The sequence below is a fragment of the Knoellia sp. p5-6-4 genome (genome assembly GCF_029222705.1).
Classification (GTDB): domain Bacteria; phylum Actinomycetota; class Actinomycetes; order Actinomycetales; family Dermatophilaceae; genus Pedococcus_A.
In genome coordinates this window covers 959,259-983,239 of record NZ_JARGZF010000002.1, presented here as the reverse complement: position 1 = coordinate 983,239, position 23,981 = coordinate 959,259, and the positions used below count along the sequence as shown (strand labels likewise).

Annotated in this window: 24 protein-coding genes; 16 read left to right on the top strand and 8 right to left on the bottom strand. The window is 72.0% G+C overall.

Going from position 1 to position 23,981, the window contains the following annotated elements:
* The first annotated feature begins 88 nt into the window (after nt 1-88).
* Nucleotides 89-1,033, top strand: a complete 945-nt coding sequence (locus P2F65_RS16070; protein ID WP_275809984.1) for a trypsin-like peptidase domain-containing protein — start codon at nt 89-91, stop codon at nt 1,031-1,033.
* Nucleotides 1,034-1,041: 8 nt separating this feature from the next.
* Here the strand turns inward: P2F65_RS16070 and P2F65_RS16065 are convergent, their stop codons facing one another.
* On the bottom strand, nt 1,042-2,742 hold the full coding sequence (locus tag P2F65_RS16065) for a DUF885 domain-containing protein (RefSeq protein ID WP_275809981.1): 1,701 nt from the start codon (nt 2,740-2,742) through the stop codon (nt 1,042-1,044).
* 73 nt (nt 2,743-2,815) lie between these two features.
* On the opposite strand from P2F65_RS16065, the gene P2F65_RS16060 reads away from it, so the two are divergent.
* Together P2F65_RS16060 and P2F65_RS16055 are read left to right on the top strand one after the other, a co-directional pair.
* A complete protein-coding gene (locus tag P2F65_RS16060) occupies nt 2,816-3,493 on the top strand; it encodes an MOSC domain-containing protein (protein WP_275809978.1) in 678 nt (225 codons plus the stop codon).
* The gene (locus P2F65_RS16055) at nt 3,490-4,347 is read left to right on the top strand and encodes a CoA transferase (protein ID WP_275809975.1); all 858 of its coding nucleotides are present in this window, start codon (nt 3,490-3,492) and stop codon (nt 4,345-4,347) included. The genes P2F65_RS16060 and P2F65_RS16055 overlap by 4 nt, the downstream gene beginning before the upstream one ends.
* Before the next feature lie 4 nt (nt 4,348-4,351).
* Here P2F65_RS16055 and P2F65_RS16050 read toward each other — a convergent pair whose 3' ends face one another.
* Nucleotides 4,352-4,606, bottom strand: a complete 255-nt coding sequence (locus P2F65_RS16050) for an acyl-CoA carboxylase epsilon subunit (RefSeq protein WP_275809972.1) — start codon at nt 4,604-4,606, stop codon at nt 4,352-4,354.
* On the bottom strand, nt 4,603-6,234 hold the full coding sequence (locus P2F65_RS16045; RefSeq protein ID WP_275809969.1) for an acyl-CoA carboxylase subunit beta: 1,632 nt from the start codon (nt 6,232-6,234) through the stop codon (nt 4,603-4,605). The genes P2F65_RS16050 and P2F65_RS16045 overlap by 4 nt, the downstream gene beginning before the upstream one ends.
* A gap of 23 nt (nt 6,235-6,257) precedes the next feature.
* Here P2F65_RS16045 and P2F65_RS16040 point away from each other — a divergent pair, with 23 nt between their 5' ends.
* The 5 genes from P2F65_RS16040 to P2F65_RS16020 all read left to right on the top strand — a co-directional run bounded on the left by P2F65_RS16040 (nt 6,258) and on the right by P2F65_RS16020 (nt 10,837).
* A complete protein-coding gene (locus tag P2F65_RS16040) occupies nt 6,258-7,043 on the top strand; it encodes a biotin--[acetyl-CoA-carboxylase] ligase (RefSeq protein WP_275809966.1) in 786 nt (261 codons plus the stop codon).
* 112 nt (nt 7,044-7,155) lie between these two features.
* Complete coding sequence (locus tag P2F65_RS16035; protein WP_275809963.1) at nt 7,156-8,250, top strand: adenylate/guanylate cyclase domain-containing protein; 1,095 nt, start codon at nt 7,156-7,158, stop codon at nt 8,248-8,250.
* Between the two features lie 29 nt (nt 8,251-8,279).
* Nucleotides 8,280-9,077 (top strand): enoyl-CoA hydratase-related protein, encoded by a 798-nt coding sequence (locus P2F65_RS16030; RefSeq protein ID WP_275810691.1) that lies wholly within the window; start codon nt 8,280-8,282, stop codon nt 9,075-9,077.
* A 29-nt stretch (nt 9,078-9,106) separates the two neighbouring features.
* Nucleotides 9,107-9,784 (top strand): response regulator transcription factor, encoded by a 678-nt coding sequence (locus tag P2F65_RS16025; protein ID WP_275809960.1) that lies wholly within the window; start codon nt 9,107-9,109, stop codon nt 9,782-9,784.
* 9 nt (nt 9,785-9,793) lie between these two features.
* Nucleotides 9,794-10,837, top strand: coding sequence for a HAMP domain-containing sensor histidine kinase (locus P2F65_RS16020; protein WP_275809957.1), 1,044 nt, complete (start codon nt 9,794-9,796; stop codon nt 10,835-10,837).
* Nucleotides 10,838-10,857: 20 nt separating this feature from the next.
* Here P2F65_RS16020 and P2F65_RS16015 read toward each other — a convergent pair whose 3' ends face one another.
* Nucleotides 10,858-11,370: a GtrA family protein gene (locus P2F65_RS16015; protein ID WP_275809954.1), complete on the bottom strand. Its 513-nt coding sequence runs from the start codon at nt 11,368-11,370 to the stop codon at nt 10,858-10,860.
* An 82-nt stretch (nt 11,371-11,452) separates the two neighbouring features.
* Here P2F65_RS16015 and P2F65_RS16010 point away from each other — a divergent pair, with 82 nt between their 5' ends.
* Together P2F65_RS16010 and purE are read left to right on the top strand one after the other, a co-directional pair.
* Nucleotides 11,453-12,664, top strand: coding sequence for a 5-(carboxyamino)imidazole ribonucleotide synthase (locus P2F65_RS16010; RefSeq protein WP_275809951.1), 1,212 nt, complete (start codon nt 11,453-11,455; stop codon nt 12,662-12,664).
* Nucleotides 12,661-13,194 (top strand): 5-(carboxyamino)imidazole ribonucleotide mutase, encoded by a 534-nt coding sequence (gene purE, locus P2F65_RS16005; protein ID WP_275809948.1) that lies wholly within the window; start codon nt 12,661-12,663, stop codon nt 13,192-13,194. Before P2F65_RS16010 ends, purE begins: the two co-directional genes overlap by 4 nt.
* Before the next feature lie 6 nt (nt 13,195-13,200).
* Here the strand turns inward: purE and P2F65_RS16000 are convergent, their stop codons facing one another.
* On the bottom strand, nt 13,201-13,656 hold the full coding sequence (locus P2F65_RS16000) for a CoA-binding protein (protein WP_275809945.1): 456 nt from the start codon (nt 13,654-13,656) through the stop codon (nt 13,201-13,203).
* Nucleotides 13,657-13,701: 45 nt separating this feature from the next.
* The gene (locus P2F65_RS15995) at nt 13,702-15,033 is read right to left on the bottom strand and encodes a UDP-glucose/GDP-mannose dehydrogenase family protein (protein WP_275809942.1); all 1,332 of its coding nucleotides are present in this window, start codon (nt 15,031-15,033) and stop codon (nt 13,702-13,704) included.
* Nucleotides 15,034-15,146: 113 nt separating this feature from the next.
* On the opposite strand from P2F65_RS15995, the gene P2F65_RS15990 reads away from it, so the two are divergent.
* From P2F65_RS15990 to P2F65_RS15970, 5 genes are all read left to right on the top strand, one after another.
* A complete protein-coding gene (locus tag P2F65_RS15990) occupies nt 15,147-16,481 on the top strand; it encodes a nucleotide sugar dehydrogenase (protein WP_275809939.1) in 1,335 nt (444 codons plus the stop codon).
* A 2-nt stretch (nt 16,482-16,483) separates the two neighbouring features.
* A complete protein-coding gene (locus tag P2F65_RS15985; protein ID WP_275809936.1) occupies nt 16,484-17,092 on the top strand; it encodes an acyltransferase in 609 nt (202 codons plus the stop codon).
* Complete coding sequence (locus P2F65_RS15980; protein ID WP_275809933.1) at nt 17,089-18,225, top strand: DegT/DnrJ/EryC1/StrS family aminotransferase; 1,137 nt, start codon at nt 17,089-17,091, stop codon at nt 18,223-18,225. The genes P2F65_RS15985 and P2F65_RS15980 overlap by 4 nt, the downstream gene beginning before the upstream one ends.
* Nucleotides 18,225-19,217, top strand: a complete 993-nt coding sequence (locus tag P2F65_RS15975) for a Gfo/Idh/MocA family oxidoreductase (RefSeq protein WP_275809931.1) — start codon at nt 18,225-18,227, stop codon at nt 19,215-19,217. Before P2F65_RS15980 ends, P2F65_RS15975 begins: the two co-directional genes overlap by 1 nt.
* Before the next feature lie 84 nt (nt 19,218-19,301).
* Nucleotides 19,302-20,477 (top strand): glycosyltransferase family 4 protein, encoded by a 1,176-nt coding sequence (locus P2F65_RS15970; RefSeq protein WP_275809928.1) that lies wholly within the window; start codon nt 19,302-19,304, stop codon nt 20,475-20,477.
* Between the two features lie 6 nt (nt 20,478-20,483).
* On the opposite strand, the gene P2F65_RS15965 is transcribed toward P2F65_RS15970, so the two are convergent.
* Together P2F65_RS15965 and wecB are read right to left on the bottom strand one after the other, a co-directional pair.
* Nucleotides 20,484-21,626, bottom strand: coding sequence for a glycosyltransferase (locus tag P2F65_RS15965; protein WP_275809925.1), 1,143 nt, complete (start codon nt 21,624-21,626; stop codon nt 20,484-20,486).
* Between the two features lie 10 nt (nt 21,627-21,636).
* On the bottom strand, nt 21,637-22,716 hold the full coding sequence (wecB, locus tag P2F65_RS15960; RefSeq protein WP_275809921.1) for a UDP-N-acetylglucosamine 2-epimerase (non-hydrolyzing): 1,080 nt from the start codon (nt 22,714-22,716) through the stop codon (nt 21,637-21,639).
* A gap of 139 nt (nt 22,717-22,855) precedes the next feature.
* Between wecB and P2F65_RS15955 the strand changes: the two genes are divergently transcribed.
* Nucleotides 22,856-23,914 carry a TIGR03560 family F420-dependent LLM class oxidoreductase gene (locus P2F65_RS15955; RefSeq protein WP_275809918.1) on the top strand — a complete coding sequence of 353 codons (1,059 nt, stop codon included), beginning with the start codon at nt 22,856-22,858 and terminating at the stop codon, nt 23,912-23,914.
* Nucleotides 23,915-23,981 lie beyond the last annotated feature (67 nt).

The window sequence follows — 23,981 nt, the reverse complement described above, 5'->3', positions numbered from 1 at the left end:
GTCCGCCCTGCTGCGGTGGACGCCTTCTCGTCGTTCCGCCCTCGGTGAACCCCGGAATCCCACCGCGTCCTCCGGTCGTTCCACAGCCATGAGCACTGACCCGGCGGCGGAGTCGGCCGCGCTGGACGCCTACTCGGCGGTCGTCACCTCCGTCGCGGCGCAGCTGACGCCGAAGGTCGCCGCGTTGCGCACCCGGTCGCTCCGCGGTGAGTCGACGGGGTCGGCCGTGGTCCTGACCGGCGACTCGCACCTGGTCACCAACGCCCACGTCGTCGGCGATGCCAGCGCGGGCACTGCGGAGTTCGCCGACGGCACGGTCGCCCGCTTCCACGTCGTGGGCCGTGACCCGCTGTCCGACATCGCCGTCATCCGCGCCGACCGTGAGGTGCCGGCCCCGCCGGAGTACGGCGACGCGGGTGCGCTCCTCGTCGGCTCGCTCGTGGTGGCCGTCGGCAACCCGATGGGCCTCTCCGGCACGGTGACGGCGGGCGTGGTGAGCGCGCTTGGCCGCAGCATGCCGGTGCGAACCCGCACCACGGCGCGCCTGATCGAGGACGTCATCCAGACCGACGCTGCCCTCAACCCGGGCAGCTCCGGCGGCGCGTTGGCCGACAGCCGCGGTCGCGTCGTCGGGATCAACACGGCCGTCGCCGGAGTGGGCCTCGGCATGGCGGTGCCCATCAATGCCACGACCCACCGGATCATCTACGCGCTGATGCACGACGGGCGGGTGCGGCGCGCGTACCTCGGTCTGGTGAGCACCCCGGCACGGCTGACGCCCACCCAGGCCGAGCGGTACGGGCAACGCGGCGCCTTGCGCGTCGTCGAGGTGGTGGAGAGGAGCCCGGCCGCCCAGAGCGGCCTGCTCGCCGGGGATCTGGTCCTCGCGATCGACGGCGCCCCGCTCGGCGATGCCCAGTCGCTGCAGAAGCGCCTGTTCGCCGACGCGATCGGCCAGCGGATGGAAGTCACCGTGATCCGCAACGGCGCGCTGGTGGACGCGGTGGTGCTGCCGAGCGAGCTTCCCGACTGAGGGGACCCTCAGTCGAGCGGGCCGAGGACGGCCTCGCGCAGGGTGTCGAGGCCCACCCCGCCGACGTCGAGCGAGCGGCGGTGGAAGGCCTTGATGTCGAAGTCGTCACCCTCGCGGCGCTGCACCTCGTCGCGCAGCTCCATCCAGAGCCGCTCGCCGATCTTGTAGGCCGGCGCCTGGCCGGGCCAGCCGAGGTAGCGGTCGAGCTCGAAGCGCAGGAACGCCTCGTCCATGTTGGCGTGGGCGGTGAGGAACTGCCACGCCTTGTCGTAGGTCCACTCGCCGCCGCCGACCTCTTCCGGCGCCTCGAAACCGCAGTGGAAGCCGATGTCGAGCACCACGCGGGCCGCCCGCAGCGACTGGCCGTCGAGCAGGCCCATCCGGTTGCCCGGGTCGTCCATGTAGCCGAGGTCGGCCATGAGCCGCTCGGCGTAGAGCGCCCAGCCCTCGCCGTGGCCGGAGGTCCAGGCGAACATGCGGCGCCACCGGTTGAGCAGCTCGGAGCGGAACACCGTCTGGGCGACCTGGAGGTGGTGGCCCGGCACGCCCTCGTGGTAGACGGTCGTCAGCTCGCGCCAGGTGCCGAACTCGGTGACGCCCTTGGGCACCGACCACCACATGCGACCCGGACGCGAGAAGTCCTCGCTGGGGCCGGTGTAGTAGATGCCGCCGGTCTGGGTCGGCGCGATGAGGCACTCGATCGTGCGCACCGGGTCGGGGATGTCGAAGTGCGTGCCGGCGAGGTTGGCGATGGCCTCGTCGGCCTTGGTCTGCATCCACGCCTTGAGCTCGTCGGTGCCGTGCAGCTGGTATGCCGGGTCGGCGTCGAGGGCGGCGATGGCCTCCTTCACCGTGGCGCCGGGCTTGATCTTCTCGGCGACCTCCTGCATCTCGGCGCTGATGCGAGCGAGCTCCTCCTGGCCCCACCGGTAGGTCTCCTCGAGGTCGACCACCGCACCGAGGAACGCCCGGGAGAGCAGCTGGTAGCGCTCGCGGCCGCAGGCGTCGGACTCGGGCGCCTGGTCGAGGAGCTCGGCGCGCAGCCGGTCGCCGAGCGCGCGGTAGGCCTCGGAGGCCGCGGTCACTGCGGCCTCGAGCTCGGCGCGCACCGGGTCGGCCAGCTCGTCGTCGCCGACCCGGGCGCCGGCGAGGAGCTTGGCGAAGTAGCCGTCGTCGGCGGTCAGGTCCGCGCACTGCTTGACGCAGGCCTCGACCTGGCGCTTCGGTGCGACGTTGCCCTTGGCCGCGGCCGAGGTCAGGCTCACCACCCACTGGTCGAGAGCGGTCGGCACCTTGGCCAGGCGGCGGGCGATGACGCCCCAGTCCTCGTCGGTGGCGGTCGGCATCAGGTCGAAGGTGCCGCGGATCTCCTGCAGCGGCGAGGCGATGACGTTGAGCGCCATCTCGTCCAGGCCCGCCTGGTGGGTCTCCTCGGCGAGGCCGAGGCGCTCGCGCATGGCCGCGACGGTCACCTTGTCGATGTCGTCCACCGGGGTCACGTCGTCGAGCTCGGCCAGGGTCCGGCGGCGCAGCTCGGCGTGGGCCTCGTGGCCGGCGGGCGAGAAGTCGTCGAGGTCCTCGTCGTGGCCGGCGATGCCGAGGTAGGTGGCCGTGATGGGGCTCAGCGCCACGAACTCCTCGAGGAAACGGTCGGCGATGCGGTCGACGTCGGACTCGGGCCGTGCGGTCTGGGGTGCGTCTGTGGTCACGCGGGCGAACGTACCCCACGCTCCCCGCACGTCCCACCGAATACCCGGTCCCCCACGGCATACGCTGCCGCCCATGGCGCGCATCCACTCGCTCAATGTCGGCCGCTCGGAGCCCAACCCGGTCAAGCAGTCGATCCCCACCGGCATCGGCAAACGGCCGGTGGACGCCGTCGAGGTGCGGGCGCCCGGCCCCAAGAAGGGCGGCCTCGGCAGCGGTGTCGTCGGCGACTTCATCGGCGACCAGCGCCACCACGGGGGCGACCACCAGGCGGTCTACGCCTACGCCCGGGAGGAGCTCGACGCCTGGCAGGAGCGCCTGGGCCGCGACCTGCCGGACGGGATGTTCGGCGAGAACCTCACGACGGTCGGTCTCGAGGTCGACGCGGCACTGGTGGGGGAGCGCTGGCGCGTCGGCGACGAGGTCGTGCTCGAGGTTTCCGGGCCCCGCATCCCGTGCAGCACCTTCGCCTCGCGGATGGGCGGGAAGGGCTGGGTCAAGCGGTTCACCGAGGTCGGCAACACCGGCGCCTACCTGTCTGTCGTGCAGCCCGGCACGGTGCGCTGCGGCGACGCGGTGGAGGTGCTCTCGCGGCCCGACCACGACATCGACGTGCGGGTGGCCTTCCGCGCCTTCACCGGTGACCTCGAGGCCGCCGAGCGCGTGCTGGCCGCCAGGGTGCTGAACCCGGTGGACCACGCCGACCTGCAGGCCACCTATGACCGGCGCACGCGCGACAGGCAGGCGGGGTGACCGCAGGCGGCCCGCTCCAGGGCGTCCGGGTCGTCTCGACCGCGGTGAACGTGCCAGGGCCGGCAGCCGCCGCCCGGCTCGCCGGGCTCGGGGCGGGGGTCGTCAAGGTCGAGCCACCCGGCGGCGACCCGCTCGAGGCGGCCTCGCCGCGCTGGTACGCCGAGCTCTCGTCGGGGCAGCAGGTGGTGCGCCTCGACCTCAAGGACCCTGCGGACCGCGGCCGGCTCGAGGACCTGCTCTCGGGCGCTGACCTGCTGCTCACCTCGAGCCGCACCTCGGCGCTCGAGCGGCTCGGCCTCGGCTGGAAGTCCCTGCACGCCCGGCATCCCCGGCTCTGCCAGGTGGCAGTCGTGGGTCACCCGTCGCCCGACGACGACTGGCCCGGTCACGACCTGACCTACCAGGCGGTCCTGGGGCTGCTCGGTGCCGTGGGTCCCGAGGAGGAGCCGCGGATGCCGGTGCTGCTCGCCGCCGACCTGGCCGGCGCAGAGCGCGCCGCCACCGAGGCGGTCGCGGCGCTGCTCGCGCGAACCACGAGCGGGGAGGGCGTCCGCCGCGAGGTGGCCCTCTCCGACGCGGCGGAGGCGATGGCCGCACCGCTGCGCCACGGCCTCACGGCTCCCGGTGCGGTGCTGGGTGGCGGCCACCCGGCCTACCGGCTGTATGCCGCGCGGCAGGGCCACGTGGCCGTCGCCTGCCTCGAGCCGCACTTCCTCGCGCGACTCACCGAGCTGCTCGGCGTGCCGGCCACGGACGGGGATCTCGCCCCGGTCTTCGCGACACGCACCGCTGCGGAGTGGGAGGCCTGGGGCCGCGAGCACGACCTCCCGCTGGCCGAGGTGAAGAGAGCCTGACGCGTCAGCGGGGGAACGCGGAGGCGCGCCAGGCGCCCGGCCCCGGGTGCAGCGGGCCACGAGGACCGTGTGGACGTGAGGTCCACCGCGAGGGCGGCCTCGGCGGTTCGGGCTCGTCGCCACCGGAGGCAGCGGAGAGCACGGCGACGAGGGCGGCGAGCTCCTCGGGCGTGGCGTCACCACGCACGACCCGCAGGGCCGGACGCCGCTCCTCGGCCGATGCTTCCGCCGTCGCGTCCTGGTCCTGGTCACCGCTCACAGCGGGATGTTCCCATGCTTCTTCGGCGGCAGCGTCTCGCGCTTGTTGCGCAGCGCCCGCAGCGCCTTGGTGACGTTCATCCGCGTGTTGGAGGGCGTGATGACCGTGTCGATGTAGCCGCGCTCGGCAGCGACGTACGGGTTCGCGAGGGTGTCCTCGTACTCGGTGATGAACCGCTGACGGGCCTCGTCGACGTTCTCGCCCCGTTCGGCGGCCTCGGCCAGCTGCTTGCGGTAGAGGATGTTGACCGCGCCCTGGGCGCCCATGACGGCGATCTGGGCGGTCGGCCAGGCGAGGTTGATGTCGGCGCCGAGGTGCTTGGACCCCATGACGTCGTAGGCGCCGCCGTAGGCCTTGCGCGTGATGACCGTGACCAGCGGGACGGTGGCCTCGGCGTAGGCGTAGATGAGCTTGGCCCCGCGGCGGATGATGCCGTCCCACTCCTGGTCGGTGCCGGGCAGGAAGCCGGGCACGTCGACGAAGGTCAGGACGGGGACGTTGAACGCGTCGCAGGTGCGCACGAAGCGGGCCGCCTTCTCGGAGGCGTCGATGTCGAGCGTGCCTGCGAACTGCATCGGCTGGTTGGCGACGACACCGACCGAGCGGCCCTCGACGCGGCCGAGACCGCAGATGATGTTGGGCGCGAACATCGGCTGCACCTCGAGGAACTCGCCGTCGTCGAGCACGTGCTCGATGACGGTGTGCATGTCGTAGGGCTGGTTCGGCGAGTCGGGGATGAGCGTGTCGAGCTCGCGGTCCTCGTCGGTGACGGCCAGGTCGTTCTCGACCTCGTAGGCCGGCGGCTCCTCGAGGTTGTTCGACGGCAGGTAGGACAGCAGCGCCTTGACGTACTCGATCGCGTCCTCCTCGTCGCTGCCCATGTAGTGCGCCACACCGGACTTGGTGTTGTGCGCCCGGGCGCCGCCGAGGTCCTCGAAGGAGACGACCTCACCGGTGACGGTCTTGATGACGTCGGGACCGGTGATGAACATGTGCGAGGTCTGGTCGACCATCACCGTGAAGTCCGTGACGGCGGGGGAGTAGACCGCGCCGCCGGCACAGGGGCCCATGATGAGCGAGATCTGGGGGATGACACCCGAGGCGTGCACGTTGCGCCGGAAGATCTCACCGTAGAGGCCGAGCGAGACGACGCCCTCCTGGATGCGGGCGCCGCCGGAGTCGTTCAGGCCGACGACCGGGCACCCGATCTTCATGGCGAAGTCCATGACCTTGACGATCTTCTCGCCGAACACCTCGCCGAGGGACCCGCCGAAGACCGTGAAGTCCTGGGCGAACACGGCCACCGTGCGGCCCTCGACGGTGCCGTAGCCCGTGACCACCCCGTCGCCGTAGGGCCGGTGCTTCTCCTGGCCGAAGGCGTTCGAGCGGTGCCGCGCGTACTTGTCCATCTCGATGAAGGAGCCGTCGTCGAGCAGCAGCTCGATCCGCTCGCGCGCGGTCTTCTTGCCGCGGGCGTGCTGCTTCTCGACGGCTCGCTCGGACCCGGCGTGGGCGACCTCGGCCACCCGGCGCTTGAGGTCGGCCAGCTTGCCGGCCGTGGTGTGGACGTCGATGTCGGAGGGAACCTCGGTGCCCCCGGTGACGAGGGATTCGGTGCTCTGGGCCATGGCGGGAGCCTAGCCTTGCCCCTATGCGCGAACCGCTCGACAGTGAGGCATTGCACGAGGCGTTGGTCACGCCGGGGGCGCCCTGGCGCGGCCTCGACGTCCACGCCGAGCTGGGCTCGACCAACGCCGCCGCTGCAGAGCTCGCCCAGCCGTGGCGCGTGGTGGTGACCGACCACCAGAGCGCGGGCCGGGGCCGTCTCGGCCGCTCGTGGGAGGCTCCGGCGGGCACCTCGATCGCCGTCTCGGTGCTGCTGCCCGCACCCCAGCACGGCATCGGCTGGGTGCCCCTCGTCACCGGGCTGGCCGTCGCCCGTGCCGTCCACGACGTCGCCGGTGTGCACGCCGGGGTGAAGTGGCCCAACGACGTGCTCGTCGAGGAGGACGGCTGGCGCAAGGTGTGCGGGGTCCTGTGCGAGGTGCACCCGGCGGGGGTCGTCGTCGGCTTCGGCGTCAACGTCAGCCAGTCCCGCGACGAGCTGCCGGTCGAGAACGCGACCTCGCTCGCGCTGTGTGGCGCGCCGGACGTGCGCCGGGAGGACCTGGTGGTGGCCTGCCTGCGCCACCTCGCGGTGCTCCACGGCGACCTCATGGTCGGCGGGCCGGCGCTGGAGGCCGCGCGTGCGGCCTACCGCTCCGCCTGCCGCACCATCGGCATGGTGGTCGACCTCAACACCGGCACCACCTCGCGGGTGCCGGCCACCGGGGTGGACGACGAGGGCCGGCTGGTGGTCCACGGGGAGAGCGGTGAGTATGCCGTGGCGGCCGGTGACGTGGTGCACGTCCGGGAGGCGCGCGGCCTGGGCGCCTGAGGCGGATCGGGTGGGGGCGCGCCGGGCCCCCACCGGGCACGGCAGGCGCTGACACGGCATGATCGGCACCGCAAGTCAGCTTGGCGAGCTCGGCACGAGGAGGTGTTCGGCGGTGCGCAGGACCGGTCGCCACCGGCTGGTGCGCCCGGGCGAGGAGCCCACGGCCCTGACGGACCCCGACGACATCGAGGCCCGCCTGCTCGGCCGACCCGCGACGATGGGTCGCCGCGACGTCAGCCGCGGCGCGCAGGTCTCGCTCCTGAGCGCCCGCAAGTTCTGGCACGCCCTGGGCTTCCCGATCGTGCAGGACGAGGACGCCGCGTTCACCGAGGCCGACCTCATGGCCCTGAAGTCCGTGGCCCGGCTGGTGCGCGAGCAGCAGCTCGACGAGCAGACCGCACTGGCGATGACCCGCGCGTTCGCCCGCACCACCGACCGGCTCGCGGTGTGGCAGACCCAGCTGATGGCAGAGGCGCTCGCCGCCCCGGAGCTCGAGGCGGCGCTCGACGAGGCCGACGCCCGGGCGGTGCCGGACAGCGACGCAGCCCAGGCTGCAGCGGTCAAGCTGGCCGAGATGGCCGACGACCTCGAGCCGCTGCTGGTCTACGCCTGGCGCCGCCACCTGGCCGCGGCGATCGCCCGCATGCTCGCCGACGCCGATCCCGACCACGCCGGTGAGGGCGTCACCCGCGCCGTGGGGTTCGCCGACCTCGTGAACTTCACCGCCCTCGTGCGCCGGATGACCGAACGCCAGCTCGCGGTGATGGTGCAGCGGTTCGAGGCGCTCGCCACCGACATCGTGACCGCTCACGGCGGACGGGTCATCAAGACCGTGGGCGACGAGATCCTCTTCGTCACGGTCCGGCCCGCCTCGGCTGCCGCCATCGCGCTCGACCTGGTGGACACCATGACCGAGGACGAGCTGCTCCCCGACGTCCGCGTGGGCATGTCCTACGGCAGCGTGATCTCCCGTCTCGGCGACGTCTTCGGCACCACCGTCAACCGGGCCAGCCGCCTGACGGCGGTGGCGCCGCCGCGCACCGTCCTCGTCGACGACGCCCTCGCCGCGTCGCTCGCCAGCCTGTCCGGGTTCGAGATGACGGCGCTGCGTCCCCGCACCCTGCGGGGCATCGGCCAGGTCGTGCCCAGCGAGCTCCGGCGTGCCCGTGGGGAACGCCGCACCACCCAGAGAGAGGTCCACCCGTGAGTGATCGGAGCACGACGAGCGGTGCAGGCGTGAGCGGGGCCCGCCCCCTGGTGCGCCTCGAGCGGCACGGGGAGGGCGGCCACGTCGCCGAGCTCGTGCTCGACCGGCCGGAGGCGATGAACGCCGTCTCCACCGACATGGCCCGCGCCCTGGCCGCCGCGACCGGCGAGCTCGCCGAGGACGAGACGGTGCGGGCGGTGGTCGTCAGCAGCACGCACGAGCGCGCCTTCTGCGTGGGGGCCGACCTCAAGGAGCGCAACTCCTTCACCGACGACGAGCTGCGGGCGCAGCGCCCGCTGGCGCGGGCGGCATACCGGGGCGTGCTCGACCTGCCGGTGCCTGTCGTCGCCGCGGTCGACGGCTTCGCGCTCGGCGGCGGCTTCGAGATCGCGCTCTCCTGCGACCTGGTCGTCGCGGGGGAAGGGGCCACGGTCGGGCTGCCCGAGGTGAGTGTCGGCGTGATCCCCGGCGGGGGCGGCACCCAGCTGCTCACCCGCCGGGTCGGCTGGTCGAAGGCGGCCTCGATGGTCTTCACGGCACGTCGCCTCACCGCCGCCGAGGCCCGTGACCTCGGAGTGGTCGACGAGGTCGTTCCCAGCGGGTCGGCGCGCGAGCGCGCCCTCGAGCTGGCGGGCACCATCGCCTCCCACTCGCCGGTGGGCGTCCGCAACGCCAAGAAGGCCATGCGGCTCGGTTTCGACACCGACCTGGCCGCCGGGCTCGACATCGAGGACGAGTGCTGGGCAGCCACCGCGTTCTCGGGCGACCGGGCCGAGGGAGTGGCCGCCTTCGCGGAGAAACGCCGACCGATGTGGCCAGGTCGCTGAACTTGCCTGCGGTTCCCTACGATCAGCCCATGACCCGAGTGCTCCTGGCCGAGGACGACCCCGCCATCTCCGAGCCACTGGCCCGCGCGCTGCGGCGCGAGGGCTACGACGTCGACGTGCGAGCCGACGGCCGCGCGGCGCTCGACGCGGCCACCGAGAACCCCGACCTCGTCGTGCTCGACCTCGGGCTGCCCTACGTCGACGGCCTCGAGGTGTGCCGCCGGATCCGCGCCGAGGGCCGCTCGGTGCCCGTGCTCATCCTCACGGCCCGCGCCGACGAGGTCGACACCGTGGTGGGGCTCGACGCCGGCGCCGACGACTACGTCACCAAGCCCTTCCGGCTCGCCGAGCTGCTGGCCCGGGTGCGGGCGCTGCTGCGGCGCAACCCGGCCGATGCCGCCCCGACCAACGAGCTCGTGCGCATCGACCCCGAGGGCCGGCGCGCCTGGTTCAAGGACGAGGAGCTGCAGCTCACCGCCAAGGAGTTCGACCTGCTGCGGGTGCTCGTGCGCGAGCAGGGCAAGGTGGTCTCCCGCGAGCAGCTCATGCGCGAGATCTGGGAGACGGCGTGGTTCGGCTCCACGAAGACCCTCGACATGCACATCTCGGTGCTGAGGCGAAAGCTCGGCGACGACGCCGCCCAGCCGCGGTACATCGCCACGGTCCGTGGCGTGGGGTTCCGCTTCGAGCGCGGCGACGGGGCCTGACCACACCTCATGCGCCAGCAGCTGATCCGCTCCACTGTGCTGGCCGTCGCGCTGGCCATCCTCATCATCGGCGCGCCGGTCTTCGTGGCGACCTGGTGGCTGGCGCGTGACCCCTCCTCGCTGAGCGACTGGGCCGACCGGGGCACCCCGACCAGCACCTCGGTGCTCCTCATGGGCGTCGTGCTGGCCCTGTCGGTGCTGGCCCTCGCGGCCGGGGTGCTCGTGGCCACGCGCCAGGCACGCCGGCTCTCGCGCCCCATGACCCTGCTCGCCGAGCGGGCCGAGCGGCTCGGGGCGGGAGAGTCGCGCATCCAGCCCCTGCACTCCGGCATCGCCGAGCTCGACCAGGTCTCCGAGGTGCTCTCGCGCAGCGCGCAGCGGCTGACCCGGTCGCTGGCGGCCGAGCGCGACTTCGCCGCCGACGCCTCCCACCAGCTCCGCACGCCACTGACCGCCCTGCTCATGCGCCTCGAGGAGATCGCCGCCACCGACGACCTCGACGTCGTGCAGGAGGAGGCCAACATCGCGATCGCCCAGGTGGAGCGCCTGACCCGCGTGGTCGACGACCTCATGGCCCGCACCCGCCGTGGCGGCGACGAGCGCAGGGCGACCGTGTCGCTGGACTCGGTCATCGCCGCCCTGCAGCGGGAGTGGCAGCCCGCCTTCGAGCAGGCCCGGCGCAGCGTGCGGGTGCACGGGGAGCGCGGGCTGGTCGTCCACGCCACGCCCGTCGCCCTCTCGCAGGTGCTCTCGACCCTGCTCGAGAACTCCCTCGCCCACGGCCGCGGCACCGTCGACGTGCACGCCCGCCGCAGCGGCCCCTCCGTGGTCGTCGAGGTCAGCGACCAGGGCGACGGGGTCCCCGCGACGATCGCCCCGCACATCTTCGAGCGCTCGGTCTCCTCCGGCGGCACCGGACTCGGCCTCGCCCTCGCGCGCGACCTCGCCGAGTCCAACGGCGGCCGGCTCGAGCTGATCCAGGCCCAGCCGGCGATCTTCGCGCTGTTCCTGTCCGAGTCCGACGAGGGTGCACTCATCGGCTCGACCGCCTGAGCGGCTCGGCCGCCTCGGCGTCAGCGCTCGGCGGGGTGCCCCGCCAGGGGCGAGGTGTCCTCCAGGATCTCCTCCTTGGAGAAGACGAAGGTGCGGTAGGCCCAGAAGCGGAACAGCGTACCGAGCACCAGGCCCACGCCGTTGGCGCTGACGTTGTCGGCCAGCGGTGAGCGCAGGTCGAGCACGTAGTGCGAGAACCCGAGGCAGATCAGCGCGATGACCATTCCCGCGACGTTGAACACCACGAAGAGGGCGAGCTCGTGGGCGGCTGCGGCGCGGCGCCGGTGCCGGAAGGTCCAGTAGCGGTTGCCCAGCCAGGCCACCAGCGTGGCGGCCGAGACGGAGAGGACCTTGGCGGTCAGCGGCCGGTCGTAGAGCGGGCCCTCGCCGCCGACGAAGCGCAGCAGGTTGAACAGGCCGATGTCGACGACGAACGCCACCGCGCCCACCAGGCCGAACTTGATGACCTCGCGGACGAGGATGTGGATCGTCCCGCGCAGGTGGTCGACCAGCCGGGCAATGGGTGCACGCACCCAGCGAGCCTAGCCGCCCACGCCGTGCGAACGAGCGCAGGCGCCGCGCCTGTGGGTCGTGGCCCCCGATATCCTCGCGCTCGTGACCTCCCCCCAGCGTGCACCCGGCGGGTTCCCCGTGGTCGGCATCATCGGCGGCGGCCAGCTCGCGCGGATGTGCGCGGCGCCGGCGGCCGAGCTCGCCATCACGCTCAGCGTGCTGGCCGAGGCCCCTGACGCCGCCGCCGCGCAGGTCGTGCCCTCCTCGCCGGTGGGCGACCACCGGGAGGTCGAGGCGGTGCGGGCCTTTGCGCGAGAGTGCGACGTGGTGACCTTCGACCACGAGCACGTCCCGCCGGAGGTGCTCGCCGCCCTGGAGGCGGACGGCGCCGTGATGCACCCCAGCCCTGCTGCGCTGCTCTTCGCGCAGGACAAGCTGGCCATGCGCCACCGCCTCACGGAGATCGACGTCGCCTGCCCGGCGTGGGCCCAGGCGCGCACCGCCGCCGAGGTCGAGCAGTTCGCCGCCCAGGTGGGCTGGCCGCTGGTGGTCAAGACGCCGCGCGGCGGCTATGACGGCAAGGGCGTGCGGGTGGTCTCCTCGGTCGACGACCTCGGCGACTGGCTGGCAGACGCCGTGCACGACGCCGAGGCCGGCAGCGGGCCGCTCGCCGACGGGCTGCTGCTCGAGGAGAAGGTCGACTTCGTCCGCGAGCTCGCCGTGCTGGTGGCGCGCAGCCCCTCCGACCAGGCGGCCGCGTGGCCGGTGGTCGAGACCGTGCAGACCGACGGCATCTGCACCCAGGTGCTGGCCCCGGCCCCCGACCTCGACCCGCACCTGGCCGCGGTGGCCACCGAGGCGGGTCTGCGCATCGCCGAGAACCTCGGCGTCACCGGTGTCTTCGCCGTCGAGATGTTCGAGGTGAGGGACCCCGAGACGGGCTCCCCGGCATACGTCGTCAACGAGCTGGCGATGCGCCCCCACAACAGCGGGCACTGGAGCATGGACGGGGCGGTTACCGGGCAGTTCGAGCAGCACCTGCGCGCGGTGCTCGACCTGCCGCTCGGGACGCCTGCGCCGCGGGAGCCGTTCACGGTGATGGCCAACGTGCTGGGCGGTGACTACCCGCAGCTGTACCCGGCGTACCGGCACATCATGGCTCGCGACCCCGGGCTCAAGGTCCACCTCTACGGCAAGGGCGTGCGACCCGGCCGCAAGATCGGCCACGTCAACGTGAGCGGCGCCGACCTCGACGACCTGCGCGAGCGGGCCGGCCACGCCGCCGACTACCTCTCGGGAGTGATCACGGAATGAGTGTGCAGCCTGCCGCCACACGGCAGCCCCTCGTCGGCCTCGTCATGGGCAGCGACAGCGACTGGCCCGTGATGGAGCACGCGGCAACCGCCCTCGCGGAGTTCGACATCCCGTTCGAGGCGGACGTGGTCTCGGCCCACCGCATGCCCGACGAGATGATCGCCTACGGCCAGCAGGCGGCCGAGCGCGGTCTGCGCGTCGTCATCGCCGGGGCCGGGGGAGCGGCCCACCTACCGGGCATGCTCGCCTCCGTCACGCCCCTGCCGGTCATCGGCGTGCCCGTGCCCCTGAAGCACCTCGACGGCATGGACAGCCTGCTCTCGATCGTCCAGATGCCGGCAGGGGTGCCCGTGGCGACGGTCTCGATCGGCGGGGCCCGCAACGCCGGGCTGCTCGCCGCCCGCATCCTCGCCGCGGGTGAGGGTGCCGAGGCCCAGCGGTTGCGTGAGGCGATGACCGCCTTCCAGGCAGCCCTGCGCGACCAGGCGCACGCGAAGGGTGCGGCGCTGCGGGAGCGCCGCTCGCGCTGAGCGCGACTAGCGCATCATGCCCTCGTGGCGGACCCGTGGGTGCTCCGTCTTGGGGCAGGTGTCCATCACGACGCCCAGCCCTGCCTGCCGGGCCCGCTCGGCGGCGTCCTCGTCGATGACCCCCTGCTGCATCCAGATGGCGTCGATGAGGAGCCGGTCCTTGTGCTCGATCGCGTCGTCGACGACGGCGCCGACGTGCTCGGAGTTGACGAAGCAGTCGACCACCTTCAGGTCCGTGCCGTCCGGGATGTCGGCCAGCGACGCGTAGCCCTGCTCGCCGTGCACGGTCTCCGCCTTGGGGTGCACGGGGATGATGCCCTTGCCGAGCTCGTGCTTCAGCCACCGTGCCACGTCGTATGCCGCCCGCCGCTGGTTCGTGGACAGGCCGACCACCACCCAGATGCCCGGATCCTCCATGAGCTGGCGGATCAGGTGCGGGTCGTTCTGGTGCTTCAGGGTCATCCCCTCATCCTCACACCGGCGCTGAGGGACGCAAGTCCGTTGCCGTCAGGCGTGCGGTCGGCCGAGGGCGCGGTAGGTCCAGCCCGCGGCGCGCCAGGCGTCGGCGTCGAGGGCGTTGCGGCCGTCGATGATCGCCGGGGTCGCGACCACGGTCTTCAGGGCCGCCGGGTCGAGGTCGCGGTACTCCTGCCACTCGGTGAGGTGGAGCACCACGTCGGCGCCCTTGCAGGCCTCCTCGACGGTGTGCGCGTAGTCGAGGTCGGGGCGGGTGCGCTGCGCGTTGGGGATGGCCTTAGGGTCGTGCACGGTGACCCGCCCACCCGCGGCGCGGGCGGCCTGGGCGATGTCCAGGGCCGGGGAGTCGCGCACGTCGTCGCTGTTGGGCTTGAACGCGGCCCCGAGCACCGCGACCCGCTTGCCGACCAGGGTGCCGCCGCACTCGGCGCGGGCGAGGTCGACCATCCGGGCCCGGCGGCGCAGGTTGATCTGGTCCACCTCCCGCAGGAACGTCAGCGCCTGGTCGGCGCCTAGCTCGCCGGCCCGGGCCATGAACGCCCGGATGTCCTTGGGCAGGCAGCCACCGCCGAACCCGACCCCGGCGCCGAGGAACTTGCGCCCGATCCGGTCGTCGTGCCCGATCGCCTCGGCCAGGGCCACCACGTCACCGCCGGCGGCCTCGCACACCTCGGACATGGCGTTGATGAACGAGATCTTGGTGGCCAGGAAGGCGTTGGCGGCCACCTTGACCAGCTCGGCGGTGGCGTAGTCCATCACCAGCCGCGGCGTCCCGTTCGCCAGCGGCGCGGCATACACCTGGTCCAGCAGCGCCACGTCCGCCTCGGCGCTCTCACGGTGCACCCCGTAGACGAACCGGTCCGGGGCCACGGTGTCCTCGATCGCGAAGCCCTCCCGCAGGAACTCGGGGTTCCACGCCAGCCGCGCCTCCACCCCGTCGCGGACCCGCGCGGCCAGCTTCTTGCGCAGCTTCTTCGCCGTGCCCACCGGCACCGTCGACTTGCCCACCACCAGCGCACCGGGCTTGACGTGCGGCGCCAACGCGTCCACCACGGCATACACGAAGGTGGTGTCCGCCGCGTTCTCCCCGACCATCTGCGGGGTCCCCACGCACACGAAGTGCACGGACGCGTCGGCGACCTCGGCGATTTCGGTGGTGAACCGCAACCGCCCGGTCGGCAGCACCCGCGCGAGCAGCTCGTCCAGACCCGGCTCGAACAACGGCGCCCGACCCGCGTTGAGCGCCTCCACCTTGGCCGGGTCGCTGTCGACCCCGACCACGGTGTGCCCCAGGTCGGCCATGCACGCCGCGTGCACCGCGCCCAGGTAGCCGGTGCCGATGACAGAGATCGCGAGGTTCACACGGCGACATTAACGTGCGCGACCCCCGTGCATCCTCCGCACCGGAATGGGGCCGGCGGCGGCGCAGGCTCTAGTATCGACGCCGGTAACCCCCCGAGAGTGAAGGAACCCCTGTGAAGATCACGGTTGTGGGCCTGGGCAAGATCGGCCTGCCGTTGGCGGTGCAGTTCGCCAGGTCCGGGCACGAGGTGTTCGGTGCTGACGTGAACGCGTCGGTGGTGGAGCTGGTGAACGCTGGGACCGAGCCGTTCCCGGGGGAGGCGCACCTGGGGGAGTACCTGGGCGAGGTCACCGGTGAGGGGGCCGCTGCGGGTGGTTCGGCCGGTGGTGGCCGGTTGTCGGCGACGACGGACACTGCGGCTGCGGTCGCGGACTCCGATGCCGTGGTCGTGGTGGTGCCGCTGTTCGTCGACGAGCAGGCGCGGCCGGACTTCGGGTGGATGGACTCGGCGACCCAGGACATCGCGCGGGGGCTGAAGCCGGGCACGCTGGTGGTCTACGAGACCACGCTGCCGGTGGGCACGACCCGCACCCGGTGGAAGCCGATGCTGGAGGCGGGTTCGGGCCTGGTGGAGGGGCGGGACTTCCACTTGGTGTTCTCCCCGGAGCGGGTGCTGACCGGTCGGGTGTTCGAGGACCTGCGCAAGTACCCGAAGCTGGTCGGTGGCCTGTCGGAGGCGGGGGCGAAGGCGGCGGTGGAGTTCTACGAGCAGGTGCTGCAGTTCGACGAGCGGCTGGACCTGCCGCGCGGCAACGGGGTGTGGGACCTGGGGTCGGCGGAGGCGGCCGAGATGGCCAAGCTGGCCGAGACGACGTACCGGGACGTGAACATCGGGTTGGCGAACCAGTTCGGGGCGTTCGCGGCCAGGCACGGGATTGACGTGTACCAGGTGATCGAGGCGTCCAACTCCCAGCCGTACTCCCACATCCACCGTCCGGGGATCGCGGTCGGGGGGCACTGCATCCCGGTGTACCCGCGGCTGTACCTGTGGAACGACCCGGACGCGACGGTGGTGCGGGCGGCGCGGGAGGCGAACGCGGCGATGCCGGCGTACACGGTGGGCCTGGCGGTCGGTGCCGCTGGTGGTGACCTGTCCGGGAAGCGGGCGGTGGTCCTCGGTGCGTCGTACCGCGGTGGGGTGAAGGAGACGGCGTTCTCGGGGGTGTTCGCCACGGTCGAGGCGCTGCGGGAGGCGGGGGCGAGCGTGCTGGTGCACGACCCGATGTACTCCGCGCGGGAGCTGGAGGGCTTCGGCTGGGAGGCCTTCGAGCTGGGCCAGCCGGCCGACGTGGTGGTCGTGCAGGCCGACCACGCCGAGTACGCCGGGCTGGGCAAGGAGGACTTCCCGGGGGTGCGGGTCGTCGTCGACGGCCGCCGCCTGCTCGACAGGGCGAAGTTCGACGGGGTCCGCTTTCTCGTCGTCGGCCAGGCCGAGCAGGAGCGCTGACCATGGCGGTGCGGATCGTGGAGTCGGCCGATGTCTCGGCCGACGCGCAGATCGGTGACGGCACGTCGGTGTGGCATCTGGCGCAGGTGCGCGAAGGCGCCCAGCTGGGGGAGAACTGCGTCGTCGGCCGCGGCGCCTATGTCGGCACCGGGGTCCGGATGGGCGACAACTGCAAGCTGCAGAACTACGCGCTGGTCTACGAGCCGGCCGTCCTCGAGGACGGGGTGTTCGTGGGGCCGGCGGTCGTGTTCACCAACGACCACTACCCGCGTGCGGTCACCCCGGACGGCGCCCTGAAGCGCGGCGACGACTGGGAGGCCGTCGGCGTGACGGTCCGTGAGGGCGCCTCGATCGGGGCCCGCGCGGTCTGCATCGCCCCGGTGACGGTGGGTCGGTGGGCGCTGGTGGCGGCCGGGTCCGTGGTCAACCGCGACGTGCCCGACTTCGCCCTGGTCGCCGGTGTTCCTGCCAAGCGGCTGCGCTGGGTGGGCCGCGCCGGGGTGCCGCTGGAGCGCGACCCCGACGGCGGCGAGGGCAGCTGGGTCTGCCCGAAGACCGGACAGAAGTACATCGAGAAGGACACCGACACCCTCGTGGAGGCTGAGCAGTGACGACCCCTGGAACGACCGGAACGACTGGGACGGACGAGGCGCTGGAGTTCATCCCGCCCGCGAGGCCGATCATCGGTGACGAGGAGCGGGCGGCGGTGGACCGGGTGATGCGCTCGGGGATGCTGGCGCAGGGCCCGGAGGTCGCGGCGTTCGAGGCGGAGTTCGCCGAGCACTTCGGCCTGGGGCGGGCGTGCGTGGCGGTGAACTCGGGCACGTCGGGTCAGCACCTGGGCCTGCTGTCGTGCGGGGTCAAGGCCGGGGACGAGGTGGTCGTGCCGTCGTTCACGTTCGCGGCGACGGCGAACTCGGTGGCGTTGACGGGGGCGACGCCGGTGTTCGCGGACATCTCCGCGGATGACTTCTGCCTGGACCCGGGCGCGGTCGAGGCGGCCATCACCGACAAGACGGTGGGGATCATGCCGGTGCACCTGTACGGGCACCCGGCGAAGATGGACCAGCTGATGGCCATCGCGGACAGGCACGGCCTGCAGGTGTTCGAGGACGCGGCGCAGGCGCACGGGGCGTCGCTGGGTGGGACCCCGGTGGGGGCGTTCGGGTCGTTCGCGATGTTCTCGCTGTACCCGACGAAGAACATGACCTCCGGTGAGGGCGGCATGGTGTCGGTGGCCAACGCGCAGGTCGAGCGGCTGATGCGCCTGTACCGCAACCAGGGGATGGAGAAGCAGTACCACAACGAGGTGGTCGGGTTTAACAACCGGATGACCGACATCCACGCCGCGATCGGGCGGGAGCAGCTGAAGAAGGTGGACGGCTGGACGAAGCGTCGGCAGGAGAACGCGGCGTTCCTGTCCGCGAACCTGGAAGGTGTCGTGACGCCGCCGGTGGCGCCGGGGGCGGTGCACGTGTACCACCAGTACACGGTGCGGGTGCCGGCGGACCGGGACGGGTTCGCGGCCGCGCTCAAGAGCGAGTATGCGGTGGGGTCGGGGATGTTCTACCCGGTGCCGAACCACCAGCTGGCGCCGTTCGCGCACGCTCCGCACGCGGACCTGCCGCAGACCGCGAAGGCGGCCGCGGAGTGCCTGTCGCTGCCGGTGCACCCGTCGCTGAGCCAGGGTGACCTGGAGCGGATCGTGACCGCGGTGAACGCCCTGGCAAAGGCGGGTGCGTGATGGCGAACCTGCGGGCGGGCCTGATCGGGCTGGGCATGATGGGCCGGCACCACGCGCGGGTGCTGGGCTCGCTGGACGGGGTGGACCTGGTCGCGGTGGCCGACCCCGGTGGGGACCCGCACGGGGTGGCCGGTGGGCGCCCGGTGCTGGGCAGCGTGGAGGAGCTGATCGAGGCCGGGATCGACTACTGCATGGTCGCGGTGCCGACGGTCTACCACGAGCAGGTCGGGCTGGCGCTGGCCGCGGCGGGGGTGCACGCGCTGGTGGAGAAGCCGCTGGCGCAGGACACCCCGGGCGCGACGAAGCTGGCGAGGGCGTTCGCCGACGCCGGGCTGGTCGGCGCGGTCGGGCACATCGAGCGGTACAACCCGGCGCTGCAGCAGGCCCGGGCCCGGTTGGAGGCCGGTGAGCTCGGTGACGTGTACCAGGTGGCCACCCGCCGGCAGGGGCCGTTCCCGGCCCGGATCGCCGACGTCGGGGTGGTCAAGGACCTGGGCACCCACGACATCGACCTGACCGCGTGGGTGACCCAGCAGACCTACACCTCGGTGTCGGCGCGCACCGCGCACAAGTCCGGGCGCGAGCACGAGGACCTGGTCGCGGTGGTGGCGTCGCTGAGCAAGGGCACGGTGGCCAACCACCTGGTGAACTGGCTGTCCCCGTTGAAGGAGCGGGTCACCGTGATCACCGGTGAGCGGGGCACCTTCGTCGCCGACACCCTGACCGCGGACCTGACCTTCTTCGCCAACGGCGAGATCGCCACCACCTGGGACGCGATCGCGAAGTTCCGCGGCGTCTCCGAGGGCGACGTGGTGCGCTACGCGATCCCCAAGCCCGAGCCGCTGCGGGTGGAGCACGAGATGTTCCGCGACGCGGTGCTGGGCAAGGAGGGCGCCGACATCGTCACCATGGAGCAGGGCCTGACCACCGTCCGCGTCGCCGAGGCCTGCATCGAGTCCGCGCAGTCCGGGCGCACGATCGCGATCGACTAGCCATTGGTCGCGGGCCCAATCCGAAGCTCCACCAGAGCGGCGGGGCGTGAAGATGTGGTGTTGCGGCTCGGTAGGGTGACACGCGTGCCGACCAGGACTGTGCGTATCGTGACTCGCCTGTTCACTCCCGAGGTGGGCGCTGCGGCCTTCCGGCAGCGCGTGCTGGCCGACTCCTTCGCCGACCTGGGTTGTGACGTCGAGGTCCTCACGACGACTCCCCCAGCGGCAGTCTCGGCAGCGCCCGACGACGGGGCCCTGCACGTCTCCCGGTGGCCGGCACTACGAGACGTGAACGGCAACATTCGCGGCTACTTCCACTACCTCAGCTTCGACGTACCGGCTCTGCTGCGGCTGCTCGTGCGACGCGCACCGCTGCTCTTTGTGGCAGAACCACCGCCGACAACCGGGGTCGTGGTCCGGCTTGCGGCCCTTCTCCAGCGGCGTCCATACGCCTACTACGCCGCCGACGTGTGGTCCGACGGAGCCGCGAGCATGGGGGCTCCAGCCCTACTCGTGAAGGGCTTAAGGTCGGTGGAGGCCTGGGTGTTGCGCGGTGCCTCCCTGGTGCTCGCGGTGTCCGAGGGCGTCTCCGAGCGGGTCGCCGGGATGGGGGTCCCTGAGGACCGCATCCTCGTCGTGGGAAACGGGATCGATACCCGCGTCTTCCGGCCCGACGGTCCTCGACCCGAGGGGGGAGGGGCCTACTTCGCCTACACCGGGACCATGTCCGAGTGGCAGGGTGCCGAAGTCTTCGTACGGGCGCTTTCGCTCGTGCGCCGGGAGCACCCGAGGGCACGCATCGTCTTCCTTGGGCAGGGCAGTGAGCTCCCGCACCTCAAGGAGCTGGCGGCATCAGAGATGCCCGATGCTGTCGACTTTCTGGGCGTGGTGCCCCCGCCTGAGGCCGCCCGTTGGCTCCGTGGTGCAGCGGCGGCACTGGTGTCCATCAAGCCGGGGCTGGGCTACGACTTCGCCAAGCCGACGAAGATCTATGCCGCGACGAGTTGTGGAACGCCCGTGGTGTTCGCTGGGCGCGGTGCCGGTCAAGAGCTCGTGACGCAAGAGCGGCTCGGGTGGGCGCCTGGGTATGACGTTGCTGCGGTGGCTGCCGCAATGACTGCGGCGCTGTCGTCGCCGGCTCCTGCCGAGGAGCGTGCCCGGCTCGCCCACTGGACCGAGGAGAATGCCTCCTTGGTGGCGGCGGCCCGAGGTGCCGCGGACGCCACGTTGAGGGCCGCCGGCGTGACTCTGGCTCCCTGAGCCGCGTCAGTCCCCTAGGAGACGGCGGACGATCGCATGGGAGGCGGCGACGTCCGTGTCGCTGCTGAGCTCTTTGGCGTGGCGATGTGCTGACTCCTTTGCTGCCACGACCCCCTCGGGGGTCAGGGTGCGGAGGGCCCGCACGAAGGCGTCCTGCGAGTAATCAGCCGAGACCACACCGAGCTCGTTTTCACGCACGAACCGCGCCATCTCGGGCGAGGGGCTGACGGCGAACGCCAGTCGCGCCTGGAGGAAGTCGAAGAGCTTGTTGGGGAGGCAGTTCTCCATGTTGAAGTTGTCCGGCGGCAACGAGAAGACGCCCACGTCGTAGGCGTTCAGCGTCATGGGCAGCTCCGCGGGGGGGACGGGGTCGTGGATGGTGATGCGGTCGCTCACCGCGGCCTGTTCCTGAAGCATACGGAGGTACTTTCCGCCGTCACCGGCAGAGACGAGGTACAGGTCGAGCGTCGTGTGCTCGAGTTCGACGGCGGCGTCAATCAGCATGCTGAGGTTGCGGTTGGGCTCGGCCCCTCCGCTGTGCACGAGCCGAAGCCGGCCGTCCGCGCTCAGGGGAGTGGGCTCAAGGTCCTCCCACGGGCGGGAGTTGCGGACGAGCTCCGCCTGGGTGCCGTAGACCCGGTCGTACTCATGGACCAGGCTTTCGGCCACCGTGCTGACGGCAGCACACTGCGGCAGGTAGGTGCGGCACATGTAGTCCATCAGGGGAGCCACCATGAGCCGCCAAACGACGTACTGGTCGCGTTGGCCGGGCGCCCACTCGTGCATGTCGCCCCAGACGGGCGCACCCTCGGCGAGCCGGAACGCCAGCGCGAGTGATCGCGCGTCATTGGCAACGACCAAGTCGAAGCGCTGGCCCTCCAGTGCTTGCAACGCGTAGCGCACGGCTGGTGCGTCGAGCTCGGCGCTGCGCAGCCGACGGGTCGCCAACTTCAGCACACCCATGGGCGTCTGAGGCAGGGTCAGCGCGCTGTCCGGCACCACGACGTGGTCGGTCGCGCCCGTCGGGCGTGGGCCGTAGCCCACGGTGGTGACGTCCCCGTGCTCGCTCAGGACGTCCAGCTGCCGCAGGACGCGGGCATCGCGCGAGATGGGCGAGAGGGAGATGCAAAGGATCCGAGGTCGCGGCACGGCGCTGATCTTAAGCGCTGGCCAGCCGTGTGCCGCCGGCGAGGATGGCTTCGACCGCCCGCCCAGCTGCGCTGCCGTCGCCATACGGCATCGCGTCTGTGGCCTGTGGGTGGGGCCGTGTCACGGCGGCATACAAGGTCTCGATATCTCCGGCGAGAACGTTCCATCCGAGGTCGACGGTCTCGGTCCATTCCGTTTCTGTGCGGATGGTTGTGCACGGGACCCGAAGCAGGAAGGCCTCCTTCTGGAGGCCGCCGGAGTCGGTGATGACGCCGGCGCTCGACATCGCCGCCCGGACCAGGGTGGGGTAGGGCAGCGGGTCGGCCGCCACGACGGCACCCTGGGCCAGGTCGAGGCCGTGCTGTTCGGCGCGTGACCGCAGGCGCGGGTGGGCGAGGAGGAGCACGGGCGCGTCGACCTTGGCCAGGCTCTCGATAATGGCGCGCAGCCGCTCGGGGTCGTCGGTGTTCTCTGCGCGGTGCAGCGTGGCGACGTAGTAGGGGCTCGCGGGGTCGATGTCCTCGGGCAGCTCCGGCTCCCGCTCGGCGACGGCGTCGCGCACGGTGAGCAGCACGTCGGTCATGACGTCGCCGACGAGCACGCTGCGGCCCGAGAGGCCCTCGTTGGCGAGGTGGCGCATCGCCAGCTCGGTGGGCGCGAGGCAGAGGTCGGCCGCGTGGTCGGTGAGCACGCGGTTGTGCTCCTCGGGCATCCGGCGGTTGAACGAGCGCAGGCCCGCCTCGAGGTGGGCCAGCGGGATGTGCATCTTCACCGCTGACAGGGCTCCGGCGACCGTGGAGTTGGTGTCGCCGTAGACGAGGACCCAGTCCGGGCGGTGCTCCTCGAGCACCTCGTCCATGGCCCCGAGCATGGCGCCGGTCTGGCGGCCGTGGCTCGCGGAGCCGACCGCGAGGTGCACATCGGGGGCGGGGATGCCCAGGTCCTCGAAGAAGACGTCCGACATGTTGAGGTCGTAGTGCTGGCCGGTGTGAACGATGACGTGCTCATGGCCGGCCTCACCCAGGGCCCGCGCGATGGGCGCGAGCTTGACGAACTGGGGACGGGCACCGACGACGCTGAGGATCTTCACGCGGGAGACTGTAGCGGCGCGGGCACCTGGGCTCCCAACAGGCGTCGTGGCCCGGCGTCCGTAGAGTGGGGCCCACGGAGGGGCCCCACAGCCGGGCCCGCCCGGGCCCGCCAGCTCGTCCACACCCCCAGGAGCGTTGATGAAGTTCGGACTGTTCGTCCCGCAGGGATGGCGCATGGACCTGGTCGGCATCGACCCGTCGCAGCACTGGGGCGTCATGGCCGGCCTCGCGCGGCGCGTGGACGCGAACGACGACTGGTCCTCCATCTGGGTCTACGACCACTTCCACACCACCCCGGTGCCGACCGGTGAGGCCACCCACGAGGCCTGGACGCTGATGGCGGCGCTCGGGGCGGTGACCGGACGGGTCCGCCTGGGCCAGATGTGCACGTGCATGAGCTACCGCAACCCCGCATACCTCGCGAAGGTGGCGGCCACCGCCGACATCGTGTCGGAGGGGCGCATCGACATGGGCATCGGCGCCGGCTGGTACGAGCACGAGTGGCGCGCCTACGGCTACGGCTTCCCGCGCGCGGGGGAGCGGATCAAGGCCCTCGAGGAGGGCGTGCAGATCATGCGCGACATGTGGACCAAGGGCTCGGCCACCTTCCATGGCGAGCACTACCAGGTCGACGGCGCGCGCTGCGCCCCGCAGCCGTTGCAGGGCACCGTGCTGCCGGGGTCGAAGGAGAACGGCATCCCGATGTGGGTGGCGGGCGGCGGCGAGCGGAAGACGCTGCGCATCGCCGCGCAGTACGCCGACTACACCAACTTCGACGGCACGCCCGAGGGCTTCCGGCACAAGAGCGAGGTCCTGCGGGCCCACTGCCGGGACGTCGGCCGGGACTTCGACGAGATCGTCCGCAGCGCCAACTACAACGTCGTGATCGGCCGGGACGAGCGCGAGGTCGAGAACCGGCTGGCGTGGATCCGCGAGCAGTACCTGCGGGCGGGCCTCAGCGAGGAGAAGGCCGACGAGCAGGTCCGCTCGTTCCGCAACGGCCCCGCCGTCGGCACGCCGGAGCAGATCGTCGAGACGTTCAGGAAGCTCGAGGCCGCAGGGATGACCTACGCCATCACCTACTTCGCCGACGCCGCCTACGACATCACGAGCATCAAGCTCTTCGAGCAGGAGGTACTGCCGGAGCTCGTGGACCGCGAGGAGCACGGCCGCCACTTCCACCTGCGGCGCCGCTGACGGTGTGGCACCGGCACCACGGCGTGAAGGGGTGTGCCGCGAGTGCCTTCGCCGCACACCCCTTCAC